This window comes from Burkholderia contaminans (assembly GCF_029633825.1).
Classification (GTDB): Bacteria; Pseudomonadota; Gammaproteobacteria; order Burkholderiales; family Burkholderiaceae; genus Burkholderia; species Burkholderia contaminans.
Window position 1 is genome coordinate 2,749,401 of sequence record NZ_CP090640.1, and the last position, 16,203, is coordinate 2,765,603.

The following is a 16,203-nucleotide window of genomic DNA, read 5'->3' on the forward strand; positions in this document are numbered from 1 at the left end:
AGAGCGCTTATGACGCACATTTGCCGCAGAAAGAAGTTCGATACGGCTAGGCATGCGTGCAGTTTGTTCGTGGAACGTGTCATCAATATGAAACTTGCACCCCGAAAAATAGGGGTATCTATAGATAACACCTATGTCTGGACTGCCCGGCGTCAACTATTCTGAGCGCCGGGCGTCAATTATCTTGAGCGGTGCGGTCGAGCAAGATCATTGAGTAGTTGTCGTTGCGCTGCGTTGCCGGCGAGCCGGCAACGCAGCGCGGCGGCGGTAGCTGTCCACGTTCATCTCCAGGATCGTCGCGTGATGCACGAGGCGGTCGACCGCGGCGATCGTCATGGCCTTGTCGGGGAAGACCTCGTCCCATGCCGAGAACGGTGCGTTGGCCGTGATGGCGATGCTCTTTCTCTCGTACCGCTCTGCGATCAGCTCGAACAGCACCGAGGTCTCGGCTTGGTCGCGACGCGCATAGCTCAGATCGTCCAGGATGATCAGATCGAAGCGATCGAGCTTGGCGAGTTCCCCCGGCAATCGCAGGTCTCGGCGCGCCGCTTGCAGGCGTTGCACCAAGTCGCTCGTGCGCACGAAGAGGACCTTGTAGCCGTGGTCGATGAGGGCATGGCCGATGCCGGCGATGAGGTGGGTCTTGCCGACGCCCGGCGGTCCGAAGGCGAGCAAGTTGTGCCCTTGTGCGAGCCAGCCATCGGCCTCGGCCAACGCCGTGACGTGAGCCTTGGAGACCGCCGGCACGGCATCGAAGTCGAAGCTTGCCAGGCTCTTGTCCGGCGGCAGATGGCTGTCGATGCGTGCGCGCGCAAGCCGGCGCGTCTCACGCTCGTTGACCTCCTGCTCGAGCAGCACGCCCAAGAAGCGTTCTGCCGGCCAGCCTTCGCGGTTGGACTGCTCGGCCAAGTCTGCCCACAGCCGCTTCATCGTGGGAAGCCTCAGCTCCCCCAGCATGAGGGGTAGGCGCGCTGCATCGGCGGCGCTGCGCGAGGATGCGATCGTGTTCATGCGGCCTCCAGCAGTTCGTCGTACACCGCGGTGGCCGGCAACATGACCTCCACGAATGGCATCAATGCCGGACGCGGTGCGAACTGCGTCCTCAGCACCTCGATGTCGGGGATTTCATTGCGCTCGCCCAAGGCGCTGAGGATTCCGGCGAGCTCGGCCACCACATTGGCCCGATCCGCGAGATCGAGCAGGTTCACCATCAACCGGCAGGCCTCTCGCTCGCTCAGTCGCTGGCTCATGCGTTCCCAGGCTTGGGCATATTCGCTGCGCGGGAACATGGCATCGCGCAGCATCCATCGGGCGAACGCTCCGGGCTTGCGCCGCAGCGACGGGAGCATGTGGCGCCAGTCGATGCGCTTGGGATGCTTGGTCTGGGCGCTGCTGCGCAACCGCTCGCACTCGAACACCTTCACTCCGCCCAGCCAGGCTTCGAGATGCGCGCTGTAGAGCCGAACCTTCAGCCGATGGCCGACCAGCCTGGACGGCACGCTGTAGTGGGCGGCCTTGATGCTGATCAGTCCGAACTTGCTGACCCTCGCGTCGACCTCTTCGAAGTCCGCCGTTCGCCGAGCCGGCAGCGGCCGAAGGCTGGCACGCTCGACCTCCCACGTCCGAGCGCAGCGCGCGTTCAGCCGCCGCACGGTATCGGCGACGAACTGGCCGTAACCATCGAGGCTCGCGAACTCGCGTGTGCCGCGCAGCAGCAGCGACTGATCCAGCGCAGTCTTCAGGCTGCCCTGGCGCGCTTCGATCGAACCGTTCTCGTGGCTCACGCCCGGATTGTTGCGGCTCGCGCGCAGGCCGTAGTGCGCGCACAGCTCGCGGTAGCGGGCGGTGAGCTCCTCCTGCTCGGCCAGGTTGTTGAACGCCGCCGACAGACTGTCGGTGCGATGCTCTTCGGGCACACCACCGGCCATCCATAGTGCTTCCTGAAGACCGCTCGCCAGCGCCTGGAAGCTCTCGCCACCCAGCACGATGCAGGCATGGCGCCAACCACTGTGGGCGAACGCGAACTGGTACAGCCGGTGCGGCAAGGCCTCGCCGACGATGGTGATGGCCAGCTCGTCGCAGACCGTGAAGTCCGACAGCCCAAGCCGGCCGGGCGGATGCTCCTGGGCGAAGAAGATCTCGCGATCGCCACCGTGCTCGGCGCGCCACTGCCGCACCCGACGCTGCAGGGTGCGCAACACCGTGCCGTCAAAGCGCTGCGGGTATCGAAGCTGCAGTTCCTCCAACACCGTCACCGCCATCAGCCCAGGGGCCGATTCCAGCATCGGCACGACCTCCGCCGCCCACACCTCCGTCAGCGGGTCGGCGCGCGTGCGCCAGTTGCGCGCCGGCTTCTGGGACGGCAGCAGCACCGCCGATTCGATGCGCCGCGCGCTGGCTACGCTTACCCCGGCCTTGGCAGCCGCCACCTCCTGGCTGTGCTTGCCGCGTAGTTCCTTGTACTTGGTCACTTGATGATCCGATATGCGTTTGCCGGGCAAGGTGGCTGCCTCCTCTAGAGGCAAACCACTTTAAAACCCGACCGCAAACGCACCCCGGGCGCGTGCGTCAACCGCTCACGATAGTTGTCGCTGACCGCTCAAGATAATTGTCGCCCGCCAGTCTGGACTCACGCTACTTGCGGCTTTGAAAGCCTTTGATGCGACGGCAAGGGCCGGAAGCATGACTGCTGCTGCGAAGCTGCTTGATCTACAGCAGCCCACCATCTCAGCGCATATTCAGCGCCTGGAGAATGAGTACGGCGTGGAGCTTTTTCTTCGTCAAGGCCGCCGGCTTGAGCTGACTACCTTTGGCAGGACTCTGCTGGACTACACGCGGCGGGCATTCAGCGGCGAGGAAGATGCGCACGCCCTTTTGGCAGCAGCCAAAAACCGATTCGTCGGGCGTCTTGTGATTCACGCGATCGGCCCGTACAACGTAGTCCCTGTTCTGAAGGCCTTCGGGAGCCGCCATCCCCAGGTCGAGGTCTCTGTCCGTGTAGGCGACTCCCGCTCAATCACGGAAAAGCTCCTCGACTACCAGGGTGATGTCGGCGTGGTCCTCAATCACGCCGAGCACCCCGAACTCCATTGCATGCCATACAGGTCACAGCGCCTGGTGGTCTTTGCGAACCGAGAGCACGCCCTAGCCCGGTGCGGTGAGATAGTGCTCAAGGACCTTCAGAGCCAGCGCTTCGTCATACGTGAGGAAGGTTCAACGACAAGAAGAGTCTTCGAGAGCGAGCTAATTGCCCGCAATATCAACATCCAGGTTGCGCTGGAGATGGGAAGCCGGGAGGCTGTCCGCGAGGCAGTCGCACAAGGAATAGGACTAGGCGTCGTTGCCGAGACAGCCTATGTTCCAGATCCGCGTCTTGTGAAGCTGAAGATTCTGGATACAGCAATGGCCACCCACGTCGACTTCATCTGTCGTCGCGAACGACAGAACGCTCCGCTGATAGCAACGATTTTCGACTTGGCAAAAGAGGTGAGAAGAGGCCTGGCCTAAAGATTCACGAACTTGGCGACAGGGCCCGAGTGGATCATTCATGCCAAGCCTATCGTTAGCAGCCATGCTGTCAGTCAAACAGGCCTAGATGGCTGCGCCTGTGGGAAGTGACTCCGTTGGATCCACTCTTACTCTTCGTCGTAGCCAATACCGTTGGACCATCGACAAGCTCCCTGTACAGCTTGTATCTTGGAGCGACGTACGGAGTTAGGGGAGCGCTTGGCTACACGCTCGGCACCAGTCTTGGCTTCTCCATCGTCGTCACTACCAGCTCCGTGCTAGTCGCGGTTGCCTATGAGATTCCTGCTGGCGGGCAATTTGGCCTAAAGCTGTTCGCGTCTGGCTATACCGCGTGGATTGCAAGCAAGTGCTTGCGTACTGCCTGGACGTCCAGCCGTGATTCCACCAAGGCTCTTGCCTTCACCAAGCTTGGGGCCTATGACGGTGCCATTCAGCAACTCGCAAACCCACGAGGGTGGGCCCTCGCCACTGTCTCAGTGGTCGGGTTCTCCGACGCCCAAGTCCCACCGTTGATGGAGGGGTCGTCTCAGAAAACGGAAAATAAAGCACGCTAAGCCGGTGGCAGCGGTCGCAATGGCCTGAACTTCCCCGCACCGACCTTGGCACTGCTGCGCCATAGGTAATCGCCGGTCAGGTTGATATGCTCCCACCCCAGCGGGGACAGATATTGCAGCAACGTGTCGTCCAGCGCCTTGCCGTGGGCACGCAAAGCACTGGTGGCACGCTCCAGATAGACCGTGTTCCACAACACGATGGCCGCCGTCACCAGATTGAGGCCGCTGGCCCGGTAGCGCTGCTGCTCAAAACTGCGGTCGCGGATTTCACCCAATCGGTAGAAGAAGACCGCCCTGGCCAGCGCGTTGCGCGCCTCGCCCTTATTCAGCCCCGCATGGACGCGGCGGCGCAGCTCCACGCTTTGCAGCCAATCCAGAATGAACAGCGTGCGCTCGATGCGCCCCAGCTCGCGCAGGGCGACGGCCAAGCCGTTTTGGCGCGGATAGCTGCCGAGCTTGCGCAGCATCAGCGAGGCCGTCACCGTGCCCTGCTTGATCGAAGTGGCCAGCCGTAGGATTTCATCCCAATGAGCGCGAATAGCCTTGATGTTCAGCCTGTCGCTGCTAATCATCGGCTTGAGTGCATCGTAGGCAGTATCGCCCTTGGGAATGAACAGCTTGGTGTCGCCCAGGTCGCGGATGCGCGGCGCGAACCGGAATCCCAGAAAGTGCATCAGGCCGAACACATGATCGGTGAAGCCCGCCGTGTCGGTGTAGTGTTCCTCGATACGCAAGTCAGACTCGTGGTACAGCAGGCCATCGAGCACATAGGTCGAGTCGCGCAAGCCGACGTTGACCACCTTGGCGCTGAAGGGCGCGTATTGGTCGGAGATATGGGTATAGAACGTCCGCCCAGGGCTACTTCCATACTTCGGATTGATATGCCCGGTGCTCTCTGCCTTGCTGCCGGTTCGGAAGTTCTGGCCGTCCGACGATGACGTGGTGCCGTCGCCCCAGTTTCCGGCGAAGGGTTGTCGAAACTGTGCGTTCACCAGCTCGGCCAGCGCCGTCGAATAGGTTTCGTCGCGAACGTGCCAGGCTTGCAGCCAAGACAGCTTGGCGTAGGTGGTGCCAGGGCAGGACTCGGCCATCTTGGTGAGCCCAAGATTGATACCATCAGCCAGAATCGTCGTCATCAGCAAGGTTTTGTCCTTGGCCGTGTCGCCGGTCTTCAGGTGTGTGAAGTGGCGCGTGAAGCCCGTCCATTCATCGACCTCCATCAGCAACTCGGTGATCTTGAGGTGCGGCAGCAACATCGCCGACTGGTCAATCAAGGCTTGCGCGGCGTCTGGCACCGCTGCGTCCAGCGGCGTGATCTTCAGGCCCGATGCAGTGGTGATGATGGCATCCGGTAAGTCGTTGGTCGCCGCCATGCGGTTGACTGTGGCGAGTTGCGCCTCCAATAATTCCAGTCGGTCATGCAGATATTGGTCGCAGTCGGTGGCCACGGCCAGTGGCAATTCGCTGGCCAGCTTCAGGGTGGCGAACTTCTCGATCGGCACCAGGTATTCGTCGAAGTCCTTGAACTGGCGCGAACCCTGCACCCAAACATCACCAGAGCGCAGTGCGTTCTTCAGCTCCGACAGGGCGCATAACTCGTAGTAACGCCGGTCAATACCCTCGTCGGTCAGAACCAGCTTTGCCCAGCGCGGCTTGATGAATGCGGTTGGCGCATCGGCGGGCACCTTGCGCGCGCTGTCGCTGTTCATGCCGCGCAGCACGTCGATGGCATCGAGCACACCCTTGGCGGTGGGCGCGGCGCGCAGTTTGAGCACGTCCAGGAACTGCGGCGCATAGCGGCGCAGCGTGGCGTAACTCTCGCCGATATGGTGCAGGAAATCAAAATCGGCAGGCCGCGCCAGCGTTTGCGCCTCGGTGACGTTGGCGGCGAAGGTGTCCCACGGCATGACCGCTTCGATGGCGGCGAACGGATCGCCGCCGCTTTGTTTGGCTTCAATCAGCGCCTGACCGATGCGCCCATACATCCGCACCTTGTCGTTGATCGCCTTGCCGGAAGCCTGGAACTGCTGTTGATGCTTGTTCTTGGCCGCATTGAACAGCTTGCCGATGATGCGGTCGTGAAGGTCGATGATTTCATCAGTGACGGTGGCCATGCCCTCGATGGCCAGTGCTACCAAGGTGGCGTAACGCCGCTGCGACTCGAACTTGGCCAGGTCGGCGGGCGTCATCTGGCCGCCCTCGCGGGCGATCTTGAGCAAGCGGTTTTGGTGTACCTGCCGTTCGATGCCAGCAGGTAGGTCAAGCGCCTGCCAGGCTTTGAGGCGTTCGATGTGTTCAAGCATGTGGCGCGAGTTCGGCTTGGCGGGCGATTGGCGCAGCCACGCTAGCCACGTCATTTTGCTACCATCCTTGCGCTTGAGCAGTTCGTCCAGGCGCTGGCGATGGACAGGTATCAAGGAATCGGCCAATGCCGCATGGATGCTCCGGTTGGCACGGGTAATGGCCTCGGCGCTTGCGCGCTCGATGGCATTCATGGCGGGTAGGATGATGCTCTGCCGCCGCAGGTTTTCAACAAGGGTGCTGGCCAGCACAATGCCTTTGTCTGTTTGCAAGGCCAGTTCGGTCAGTGTATGCACGGCTTGCCGGTAGTGACTCATGGTGAAGGGCTTGAATCCAAACACCGTTTGCAGCTCGACCAAGTGCTCCCGCCGTGTCTGCTCGCGCTGGCCGTAATCGTTCCAGCTTTCCACCGGCACCTTGAGTTGTGCGGCCACCATGCGCAGCAGGGGCGGAAATGGAGGTTCATCGACGCCCAAGAAGATGCCAGGGAATCGCAAGTAGCAAAGCTGCACGGCGAAGCCCAATCGATTCGCGGCGCCGCGACGCTGACGGATCACCGACAGGTCGGTTTCGTTGAACGTGTAGTGCCGTATCAGTTCGTCTTTGGCATCTGGCAGTGCCAGCAGACTTTCGCGCTCGGTGGCGGACAGGATTGAGCGGCGTGGCATGGTCAGTCTTCCCGCAGGTACTGGTACAAGGTTTCGCGGCTGATGCCGAAGTCACGGGCCACCAAGGTTTTTTGGTCGCCTGCCGCAACTCGCCGTTTCAACTCGGCAATTTGTTCGCTGTTCAGCGATTTCTTTCGTCCCCGGTAGGCACCGCGCTGCTTGGCCAGCACGATTCCCTCGCGCTGACGTTCGCGGATCAGGGCGCGCTCGAACTCAGCAAAGGCTCCCATGACCGACAGCATCAGATTGGCCATCGGTGAGTCCTCGCCGGTGAACGTCAGCCCTTCTTTGACGAACTCCATGCGCACGCCCCGTTGTGTCAGCCCTTGGACGATGCGGCGCAGGTCATCAAGGTTGCGTGCCAACCTGTCCATGCTATGCACCACCACGGTGTCGCCCTCGCGGACGAAGGCCAGCAGCCTTTCAAGTTCGGGACGTTGTGTGTCCTTGCCTGAAGCCTTATCGGTGAATACCTTGCCGACTTCTATTTGTTCCAGTTGTCGATCAGGATTCTGGTCGAAGCTGCTGACGCGGACGTAGCCGATACGTTGACCTTGCAAGATGCCTCCAAAGGTAAAAATGTCAGGATGAAATCTATTACCCTTGACTGAATGTGTCAATAAATATAAATTCACACTCTACTCTGACGTTGTTTGTGCTCAACATCTGACATCAGGTTAGGGCATAGCCTTAACTGACACCACCTCCCAGGGCCTGATATAAAGCAACACTATCGACTAGGCGTTGTGCCTGGGCCGCAACCATATTGATCCGGATTGACTGTGCCTGTTGCTGCGCGATGAGCAGTTGCAGGTAGCTGGCCGCGCCCAGCCGGTATTGCCGCTCGACCGACTGCAAGGAGGCCTGTGCAGCCATATCAGCGGCAGCGAGGGCAGTCAAAGTTTGTGCATCGCTTTCCACCGCGCGCAGGGTGTCGGCGACGTTACGCAAAGACTCCAATACGACGCTCTGGTAATTGGCTGCGGCGGCATCAAAAGCGGCGAGCGCCGCTCTTTTTTCAGCGGGTAGCCCTGGATTAAAAAGAGGCTGGGTGAGCTGCGCAACCAGGCCCCACACTGCCGAGCCACCACCGAACAGGGTACCGGTGGTCAGCGCTTGAGAGCCAAGGTTGGCGCTCAGGTTGATCTGTGGGTAGAGCTTGGCGACAGCCACACCATAGTCTGCATTGGCCGCATGCAACAGCGCCTCTGACGCCTGGATATCCGGTCGGCGGCGCACCAGTTCTGAGGGCACGACGAGCGGCATCTCGACGGGCAGAGTGAAATCGGCCAGAGTGAAGGCCGGGATGCCACCCGTGCCTGGGGCACGACCGGCTAGCACCGCCAGTAGATGTTCGGTTTGTTGCAGTTGTTTACGCAGCGCAGGCAGTTCTGCCCGCGTTTGCTCCGCCTGAGCTTGTAGGCTCAACGCTTCATCAGGTGAGGCCTGACCGATACGCACGCGTTCATGGGCTAGGCGCAGTTGCTCATCCTGCACGCGCAAAATGGCAGTAGTGGCTTCTAGTTGCGCGGCGAGGCGTGCTCGGGTAATGGCAGCGGTTGCCATGTTGCCGGCAAGGGCCAGGCGCGCAGCATTCAGTTCGAAGCGACGGTAGTCGGCGCGAGCAGCCAAGGCTTCGAGTGCGCGCCGGTTGCCGCCAGCCAGATCGAGGTTGTAATGCACGCCAACGCTGGCGTTGTAGAGGCTGAATTGACGTGCGTCTCCGCTCAACCCTTGGCTACTGGGACTCATTTGCTGGCGCTGAGATCCCAGTGCGACATCTACCTGTGGATATTGCGTCGAGCCCGCCTGTGCGGCAAGAAGCTCCTGCGCCTGTCGCAAATTGGCGCTGATGCTCGCCAGCGTCGGGCTGACATGGAAAGCTTCGTTGATCAGTCCGTCGAGTGTGGATGAACCCAAGCTTTGCCACCATTGCGTTTCGATCGGAAGCCCTTCGACTAGACGTTGTGTTTCGCCGAACTGCGTGGGAGCGGACGCGGTTCTATCAGCCACCGGTGTTGCAGTGTAGCGAGCCACATCGGGTGCGGTGGGACGCTGAAAATCAGGGCCGGCGGCGCAACCGGCCAGACCGGCGGTGACCAGACCAGCTACCAGGTAAGTTGCCGCAAGCCGTCTTTCGAGGCTGATGGGGCGCTGGCATGTTTTAGCGTGCTCCATAAAAATGCTCCACGAAAGGTTTACGGAAAGCTTGGTGGCAGCCCAAGCAGCTTTCCTGCACGTGGGCGAATGATTGGATCACCGCCTTGCCGTCGCTGCTCGCAGCAGCCAGCTTCATGGCCAGCGCCGCCTCGTGAGTCTGCGCGTCAAAGTTTCTGAACTTGGTCGCATCAGCGCCGAGGTAAGCAAGGATGCGCATTTTTTCAGTAAGCGGTGGCTCGGGGTGTGCAGCAACTTTTGGGGCGAGCTGAACGACCTGAACCCATTCCTCCTGCGAAATCGCACCGGTAATAGCCTGCATGTTGCGCCCGAGTTCCTGCATGATCTTGCGTAGCGCCAGTGGCTCAACCTGGGTAGCGTCACCAGCCCAAGCTGGCAACTGAAAACCCCATAAAAGCAGGCAGGCCGTAACGGTCAGGGTGATAGTTCCAAATGCGTGGCTGTGTTTGCGGTGGGTCATGAAATTCTCCTGTAATTCAATCGTTCTCTCATTCGAACTCCCGCCCTTCGCCAGCTTCCTCATGGGTCACACCGTCGCGGATGTGGTAGATGCGCTTGAAAGTGGGGATGATCTTTTCGTCATGGGTGACGACGATGATGGCGGTCTCGAACTTCCGAGCCATGTCATTGAGGATGCGGATTACAGCCATGGCGCGCTCACTGTCTAGTGGAGCTGTGGGCTCATCAGCCAGGATCACCGGAGGGCGATTGACCAAACCTCGCGCAATGGCGACCCGTTGCTGCTCGCCACCGGAGAGTTGCGAGGGCATGGCGCGAGCCCGGTGTTGCACATCGAGCGCGGTGAGCAGTTCCAGTGCCTTCGCGCGCGACTCCCCATTCGCGACGCCTGCGAGCATCGGCAGTAGCGCCACGTTGTCGGTGACATCGAGAAACGGAATCAGGTATGGTGCCTGGAAAACGAAACCGATCTTGTCGCGCCGCAAGGCGCGCAAGTCGCGGACTTTCCAGCCATCGTCGTAGATCACTTCATCGCCCAGCGTCATGCGACCGGCGGTCGGATCAATCACCGCGCCCAGACATTTGAGCAGCGTGCTCTTGCCGGACCCGGAAGGGCCAATCAGGCCCACCACCTCGCCGGGTGCCACCTGCATGTCCACGCCTTTCAAGGCATTGACCGCGGTATCGCCCTCGCCATAACGTTTTCTCAAACCTTCGATGCGAATGCCTTTGCCACTCATCTCAACCTCCAATGGCTTCGGCCGGGTCGACCTTGAGTGCCATGCGAATGGCGACGATGCTGGCTAGAACGCAGATCACGAGCACGGCGAAAAAACCGGCGATGGAGTCGAACGGCATCAGCAGTACGTACTTGGGAAACAGGGGCGCTGAGAAAGTGGCTGTGATCTTGCCGACCACGAAACCAATCACGCCCAGGGCGAGCGCCTGCTGCATGATCATCGCGGCGATGGTTCGGTTGCGTGTGCCGATGAGCTTCAACACCGCGATCTCGCGGATTTTGTCCATCGTCAGCGAATAGATGATGAAGGCAACGATGGCCGCGCTAACGATGGCCAGAATCACCAAGAACATGCCGATCTGCTTGGCCGACGTGGCGATCAACTTGCCGACGAGGATGTCTTCCATCTGTGCCCGTGTGTAGACCGTCAAACGTTTCCAGCGCCGGATGGATTCGGCAACCTCGTCCGGCGCATGACCAGGTTTCAGAGTGACCAGCACTGCATTGACGAACGCGTTGGTGCTCTGTGAAGCAATCACGGCATCCAGCAAACCAGTAACACCGGGTCGATTGAAGGCCGGGTTGGCTTCGGTGCGACGCCGGCTTTGCCAAATGGCGTCGTTGTCCTTGAGGAACTGAGCCTCTTGGGCATCCTTGAGCGGAATGAATACCATCGGGTCGCCGCTGGACGACACCATGCGCCGTGTCAGCCCCACGACGGTGTAATGATTTCGGCGAATGGCAAGACGATCTCCCAGTTTGAAGCCGGTGGCGATGTCGGCCACCGCCTCGTAGTGACCGCGCGTGATCTGGCGTCCAGCGACGAGATAAGGAGGCCATCCGGGTGTAGCCCCCAACGCACCGGGCGCGATGCCGACCACCATGGTGCGTACATCACTCTCGCCCTTGCGTACCTGCATGGTCAGGTAGGTCACGTTCGCTGCCTGTGAGACTCCCGGCATGGCGAGAATGGCGCGATACACGTCATCGTTGAGGCTGGACGACTCCGCATAAGGACCCAGAGTATCCTTTTGCACCACCCAAAGGTCAGCGCCACTGTTGTCGAGCAACGCCTTGCCGTCGTCCACCATGCCTCGGTACACCCCAGCCATGACCAGGGTGACGCCGATCAGCAGACCCAGACCGATGCCGGTGAAGACGAATTTTCCCCAGGCATGGAGAATGTCGCGGCCGGCCAGGCTGATCATCGTGACACTCCTGGGATATGGTCGACCACATGGATGCGGCTGCGCGCCGTCAGTGCCTTTTCGCTATAGGTCACAACCTGGTCCCCATTCTTGAGCCCTTCGCGCACCTGCACGTAACCATTGAGGTCGGAAGTGCCGAGCTTGACCGGGGAGAAATGCAGATCACCATCCACGATTTGCCAGACACCAACTTTGTCGCCCTCACGCTGGACGGCAGCGTTGGGGATCAGTGGAGCGGCCGGGAGCGCCGGCAAGTCAACCGTGACTTCGGCCAGTTCACCCACCGGTGGCAAAGGTTCTGGTTTGTTATCGAATGTCACCTTGGCAAGCGTTTCCTCGGTTACCGCGTCGGCCTTGGGTTCCACCCGCAGCACGCGACCTTTCAAGGTCTGGCCACCACGCGAACGCAGGACGATAAGAGTCGGCAACCCCCCAGCCAGCCCCGATGCGCTGATCTGGTCGAAGCGCGCATTGATCCACAAACTCTTGGGGTCGATCACTTCCACCACGGCCTGGCCCGCGACGATGGTCGTGCCGGGATCGGCATCGCGCACGGCGACTACACCGTCGACCGGCGCGATCAGGCGCAGATTGCTCCGCTGCGCGACGAGTCCTTCGCGGTCGGAGCGTGCCCGGACAATATCTTCCCGAGCGGCAGATAAGGCGGCATCGGCGATCTGCAGTTCCTGCCGCTTGGTGGTGACGATTTCCTCGCTGGTCGAGCGCACCGCAAACAATTGCTCGTAGCGGCGCGCCTGGGTTTGCGCGTAGGCTTGCCGGGCTTCTGCCTCGCGCAAAGCCGCTTCCGCACGCTTGAATGCCGACTCCTGTGAGCGCACCCGATCATCGAGGTCGACCGGCTCCATCTCGCCGAGCACCTGTCCGGCCTTGACCTGGTCGCCTACATGCACCTCCAGGCGTTTGACGCGCCCGGCAAACGTCGGCCCGATCTTGTAGGTGTAGCGCGCCTCCACCGTGCCGATGCCGAACAGCGCCGGTGTGATAGCCCGTGATTCCACGCTTGCCACCGTCACCGCGACCGGGGCGAGCGGCCCTGATCGCAGACCGACATAAATAAAAAGCACCAGCAAAGGAATGATGACGGCAAGCAGCGCCAGGGTGCGGCCTTGCAAGGGTAACTTTTTCATTGCGCACTCCTTATGCCACGCCGATAAATTGCAAAGACGCGCGGCGCATCGCGGTGCATACGTCCCACATCACCCGCCAACAGCGATTGCATGACCAAGCCCTGGATCGTGCCAATGAACAGCGTTGCCGCCGCCTCGTTGTCAAGCGAGGGAGACAACTCGCCGCTGGCCTTGCCTTTCTCGATGAGACGATGCAAACGTTCGCCGTAGCGCTGAATCAAGGTTTGCACCATGCGCTTGGCCGGTGTCGATTCGGCACGCTGAAGCTCACCAAACATCATTCTTGGCACGCCTGGGTGCTCAGCTACGAATTCGATATGACTCATGAACATCGCCTCCATGGCTGCCAAGGGCGACTCGATTCCTTGTGCGGATCGATCGATTCTGGCTAATAGGCGCTCTGCTACCCACTCCATGACCGCCTGCCAAATGGCTTCCTTGTTCGGGAAGTGCCGAAACAGCGCACCCTGGGTCAAGTTCATGTGTTTAGCGATAGCTGCAGTGGTTATCTCGCTTGGGTTTTGTGAACCGGCAAGCGCCACGACGGACTCGACAGTTACGGCACGACGTTCATCGGCCGGCAGATGCCTTGGATGGGTGTCCACGAGCACTCCTTGTAAGATAGTAATTGATTACTATCTTACCACAAGAGGCAACTCAAACAAGAGAAAACCCGACGTACTCGTCAATATCTAGCGTCTGCAATGGGCTTAACGTGCTTTATTTTCCGTTTTCTGAGACGTCCCCACGTACAAAGGTGTCGATCTGACCGGTGCAACCTATGCCACGGACATCCGGCTCTCCGACCCGGATGGCAATGAGCGCACGCTGGCGGACTTCCGAGGCAAGGCCATCCTGGTCTTCTTCGGCTTCACTCAGTGCCCAGATGTCTGCCCGACGGCCCTGGCGCGGGCGGCCGAGGTCAAGCGGCTTCTCGGCCCCGACGGCGAGCGCTTCCAGACACTGTTCGTCACGGTCGATCCCGAGCGCGACACGCCCGAGGTGCTCAAAGCCTACACGGCTGCATTCGACCCCAGCTTTATCGGTCTGTACGGCGACCTGGAACGCACCGCACAGATCGCCAAGGACTTCAAGGTCTACTACAAGAAAATGCCGACGGGATCGTCCTACACCATGGACCACACATCGCTCAGCTACGTCTACGACCCGCTAGGAAAGCTGCGCTTGGCCCTGCGCCATGAGCAACCCGCCCAAGACTATGCGGACGACATCCGCAAGCTCTTGAACCCTGCCTGACCCTCTATCCCCTCAAGGAGAACACCATGAAACTCGTCATCCGCACAGCCATCGTCGCCGCCTCGCTGCTCGCGGCCACCGCCCAGGCGCAAGTCACCGTCAAAGATGCCTGGGTGCGCGCCACCGTACCGCAACAGAAAGCCACCGGCGCCTTCATGCAGTTGAAGGCAACCAAGAATAGCAAGCTGGTCTCGGCCAGCTCGCCGCTTACGCCCGCCGTCGAGGTCCACGAGATGGCCATGCAGGACAACGTGATGAAGATGCGCCAGGTGCCGGCCGTCGAGCTGCCCGCAGGCAAGACCGTGGAACTCAAGCCCGGCGGCTACCACGTGATGCTGATGGACCTGAAGCAGCAGGTGAAGGAAGGCGACACGGTGCCTCTGACCCTCGTCATCGAGGGCCCGGACGGCAAGCGCGAATCGGTCGAAGTGAAGGCTCCCGTGCGTGCGCTCAACGCCAGCGCCCAGCCGGCTGGCCACGATGCCCAGGGCGGCCACAAGCACTGAAGCACTTGGCGGGTGGGTGAATGGCGCACCTGTAGCACACCCCACCGCTTGCAGCCCTCGAAATTCGAAGCCGCGATGCCAACTCCCGCAACCTAGGTCACGCATAGCCAAAAAGCTCACGGCGTACGGCAACCGGAGATGGTTACTCCACCAGCGTTTTGCAATGCGTGTTTACTAGCGCTGTTTCTCTGAAACCCACGGTCTCCTTGCATGAAGGCCTCTAGCATGTGCGGGATCAGCGTCGTGGCATCGACCGCTTCGCCGTACACCTGCGCGTGCAGCGCGGCGTAACGGTCGAGGTCGGCTTTCAGGCTGACCGGGCACGCAAAGGCCAGCTTGACGCTCTCGACCTTGGGCAGCGGCCCAAGCCGCAACTTCCTGGTGGTGTTCATTTCGCAATTCCACGGTTGAAGAACATAGGCTGGTACGGCCGCAGCACAAAATCGCGGTTGACGATGATCCGCACCGGCAGGCCCGGCCGCTCGGTCAGCGTCGGCTGGATGTTCATGTTGCGCCGGGTCATCTCTTGGCCGACCTGGTTGATGCTGTCCTGCGCGCTATCGCGCCCAGCGATCACGATGCGGTTGCCATCCTGCCGGTTTTCCGGTGCGGCCAACTCGGCACCCACGCCCAGCAGGGTCGTCAGCGCCGCACCCGCGAAGACGCGATCCCAATGCCAATCGACGCCATCCTCCAGGCCGGAATAGCCGGCAGGGTCAGTGCCCGCCAGGTTGTCTAGCTTCAGCGAGGACGTGTCCGGCAGGATGACGCGGTTCCACACCACCTGTACGCGGCTCTGCCCGTAGCTCACCTGGCTGTTGTACTTGCCCAGGATGCGCGATCCCTGTGGGATCAGCAGGAACTTGCCAGTGGCCGTGTCATAGACCGGCTCCGTCACCGTGGCTATCACGTCGCCCGGCAGATCGGACTTGATGCCCGTCACCAGCGCGCCCGCGATCACCGTTCCCGCCATGACCTGATACGGCGAGGCCGGCATCTGGAGATTGCCGGAATTGCGGGTTTCCGTAGAACCGCCTTTCAGGAAAGCCTCTTTCTGGTCTTGCCGGTTCTGCACGGCTGTCGGGTCGGATGGCTGGGCCGCCGTCGAGGCCGGGCCAGCGGCCAGCGGGTCGAAGCCCGCCAAGGCGCTGCCGGGCGCAGCCGCAGCGGCTTGCGCCGTGACCGGCGCGGTGGCCTTGCCTTGGTTGCCCGAGCGGAAAAACACCGACGAGTTCGCCGCCGCATCGGCCTCCTTGCGCCACGCATCCGCCGGATCATGTCCCGGCGGTGCGTAGGCCGGCGTCACCGGCTGCTGCGACTTCACGATGGCTGGGCCGAGATCACCCGGCAGCGGCGGCCCCAGCTCGGGCACCTTCGGCGGCAGCTTCGAGTAGTCGGCCGGCAGACCATCCAGCCCCTCGGACTTCGAGACGCGATCGACGTTGTAAAGCTCGGTCTGCTCGCCCGTGCCGCGCCGGTGCGGCTGCAATGACCAGATCGTGGCCCCGAGCACGGCGACCGACAGGACGCCGACGAGGATGGCCAGCGTGCGCCGGTTCAGGCGCGTGACCGGGCGCGGCTGGGCGCGCAGCGCCACCGCCTCGGGCGCGACCTTGCCCGCCTGCGCCGCAAGATCAGGGGAATCGTCCTGGCTCAT

General features: G+C 61.3%; 15 protein-coding genes. 3 read left to right on the forward strand and 12 right to left on the reverse strand.

The window, feature by feature from the left end; all coding sequences use genetic code 11:
* Positions 1-207 precede the first annotated feature (207 nt).
* Together istB and istA are read right to left on the reverse strand one after the other, a co-directional pair.
* On the reverse strand, positions 208-1,011 hold the full coding sequence (istB, locus tag LXE91_RS12755; RefSeq protein WP_046543662.1) for an IS21-like element helper ATPase IstB: 804 nt from the start codon (positions 1,009-1,011) through the stop codon (positions 208-210).
* Positions 1,008-2,501 carry an IS21 family transposase gene (gene istA / locus LXE91_RS12760; protein WP_046543663.1) on the reverse strand — a complete coding sequence of 498 codons (1,494 nt, stop codon included), beginning with the start codon at positions 2,499-2,501 and terminating at the stop codon, positions 1,008-1,010. The genes istB and istA overlap by 4 nt, the downstream gene beginning before the upstream one ends.
* Positions 2,502-2,646: 145 nt before the next feature.
* Here istA and LXE91_RS12765 point away from each other — a divergent pair, with 145 nt between their 5' ends.
* Complete coding sequence (locus tag LXE91_RS12765) at positions 2,647-3,507, forward strand: LysR substrate-binding domain-containing protein (protein WP_012204553.1); 861 nt, start codon at positions 2,647-2,649, stop codon at positions 3,505-3,507.
* Positions 3,508-4,078: 571 nt separating this feature from the next.
* Here LXE91_RS12765 and LXE91_RS12770 read toward each other — a convergent pair.
* The 8 genes from LXE91_RS12770 to LXE91_RS12805 all read right to left on the reverse strand — a co-directional run bounded on the left by LXE91_RS12770 (position 4,079) and on the right by LXE91_RS12805 (position 13,388).
* Positions 4,079-7,051 carry a Tn3 family transposase gene (locus LXE91_RS12770; protein WP_003056098.1) on the reverse strand — a complete coding sequence of 991 codons (2,973 nt, stop codon included), beginning with the start codon at positions 7,049-7,051 and terminating at the stop codon, positions 4,079-4,081.
* Positions 7,052-7,053: 2 nt separating this feature from the next.
* A complete protein-coding gene (locus LXE91_RS12775) occupies positions 7,054-7,611 on the reverse strand; it encodes a recombinase family protein (RefSeq protein ID WP_001162010.1) in 558 nt (185 codons plus the stop codon).
* 130 nt (positions 7,612-7,741) lie between these two features.
* Positions 7,742-9,229: an efflux transporter outer membrane subunit gene (locus LXE91_RS12780; protein WP_003056103.1), complete on the reverse strand. Its 1,488-nt coding sequence runs from the start codon at positions 9,227-9,229 to the stop codon at positions 7,742-7,744.
* Positions 9,216-9,689 carry a cytochrome c gene (locus tag LXE91_RS12785; protein ID WP_003056106.1) on the reverse strand — a complete coding sequence of 158 codons (474 nt, stop codon included), beginning with the start codon at positions 9,687-9,689 and terminating at the stop codon, positions 9,216-9,218. The genes LXE91_RS12780 and LXE91_RS12785 overlap by 14 nt, the downstream gene beginning before the upstream one ends.
* Before the next feature lie 28 nt (positions 9,690-9,717).
* Positions 9,718-10,428 carry an ABC transporter ATP-binding protein gene (locus LXE91_RS12790; RefSeq protein ID WP_003056107.1) on the reverse strand — a complete coding sequence of 237 codons (711 nt, stop codon included), beginning with the start codon at positions 10,426-10,428 and terminating at the stop codon, positions 9,718-9,720.
* 1 nt (position 10,429) lies between these two features.
* Entirely contained in the window at positions 10,430-11,635 is a 1,206-nt protein-coding gene (locus LXE91_RS12795; protein WP_003056108.1) for an ABC transporter permease, read from the reverse strand.
* On the reverse strand, positions 11,632-12,783 hold the full coding sequence (locus LXE91_RS12800; protein WP_003056109.1) for an efflux RND transporter periplasmic adaptor subunit: 1,152 nt from the start codon (positions 12,781-12,783) through the stop codon (positions 11,632-11,634). The genes LXE91_RS12795 and LXE91_RS12800 overlap by 4 nt, the downstream gene beginning before the upstream one ends.
* The gene (locus LXE91_RS12805) at positions 12,780-13,388 is read right to left on the reverse strand and encodes a TetR/AcrR family transcriptional regulator (protein ID WP_003056110.1); all 609 of its coding nucleotides are present in this window, start codon (positions 13,386-13,388) and stop codon (positions 12,780-12,782) included. Before LXE91_RS12805 ends, LXE91_RS12800 begins: the two co-directional genes overlap by 4 nt.
* 160 nt (positions 13,389-13,548) lie before the next feature.
* Between LXE91_RS12805 and LXE91_RS12810 the strand changes: the two genes are divergently transcribed.
* Positions 13,549-14,040 carry an SCO family protein gene (locus tag LXE91_RS12810; protein ID WP_076841736.1) on the forward strand — a complete coding sequence of 164 codons (492 nt, stop codon included), beginning with the start codon at positions 13,549-13,551 and terminating at the stop codon, positions 14,038-14,040.
* 26 nt (positions 14,041-14,066) lie between these two features.
* Positions 14,067-14,546 (forward strand): copper chaperone PCu(A)C, encoded by a 480-nt coding sequence (locus tag LXE91_RS12815; protein ID WP_003056114.1) that lies wholly within the window; start codon positions 14,067-14,069, stop codon positions 14,544-14,546.
* Positions 14,547-14,662: 116 nt separating this feature from the next.
* On the opposite strand, the gene LXE91_RS12820 is transcribed toward LXE91_RS12815, so the two are convergent.
* Entirely contained in the window at positions 14,663-14,938 is a 276-nt protein-coding gene (locus LXE91_RS12820; protein ID WP_003056116.1) for a DUF2274 domain-containing protein, read from the reverse strand.
* Entirely contained in the window at positions 14,935-16,203 is a 1,269-nt protein-coding gene (locus tag LXE91_RS12825; protein ID WP_003056119.1) for a TraB/TrbI/VirB10 family type IV secretion system protein, read from the reverse strand. The genes LXE91_RS12820 and LXE91_RS12825 overlap by 4 nt, the downstream gene beginning before the upstream one ends.

Bases quoted from the DNA above. Each gene is read 5' to 3' on its own strand.
- LXE91_RS12800 (WP_003056109.1), bottom strand. From the start codon at position 12,783: ATGAAAAAGTTACCCTTGCAAGGCCGCACCCTGGCGCTGCTTGCCGTC.
- LXE91_RS12815 (WP_003056114.1), top strand. From the start codon at position 14,067: ATGAAACTCGTCATCCGCACAGCCATCGTCGCCGCCTCGCTGCTCGCG.
- LXE91_RS12820 (WP_003056116.1), bottom strand. From the start codon at position 14,938: ATGAACACCACCAGGAAGTTGCGGCTTGGGCCGCTGCCCAAGGTCGAG.
- LXE91_RS12780 (WP_003056103.1), bottom strand. From the start codon at position 9,229: ATGGAGCACGCTAAAACATGCCAGCGCCCCATCAGCCTCGAAAGACGG.
- LXE91_RS12785 (WP_003056106.1), bottom strand. From the start codon at position 9,689: ATGACCCACCGCAAACACAGCCACGCATTTGGAACTATCACCCTGACC.
- LXE91_RS12825 (WP_003056119.1), bottom strand. From the start codon at position 16,203: ATGAGCCAGGACGATTCCCCTGATCTTGCGGCGCAGGCGGGCAAGGTC.
- LXE91_RS12770 (WP_003056098.1), bottom strand. From the start codon at position 7,051: ATGCCACGCCGCTCAATCCTGTCCGCCACCGAGCGCGAAAGTCTGCTG.
- LXE91_RS12795 (WP_003056108.1), bottom strand. From the start codon at position 11,635: ATGATCAGCCTGGCCGGCCGCGACATTCTCCATGCCTGGGGAAAATTC.
- LXE91_RS12790 (WP_003056107.1), bottom strand. From the start codon at position 10,428: ATGAGTGGCAAAGGCATTCGCATCGAAGGTTTGAGAAAACGTTATGGC.
- istB (WP_046543662.1), bottom strand. From the start codon at position 1,011: ATGAACACGATCGCATCCTCGCGCAGCGCCGCCGATGCAGCGCGCCTA.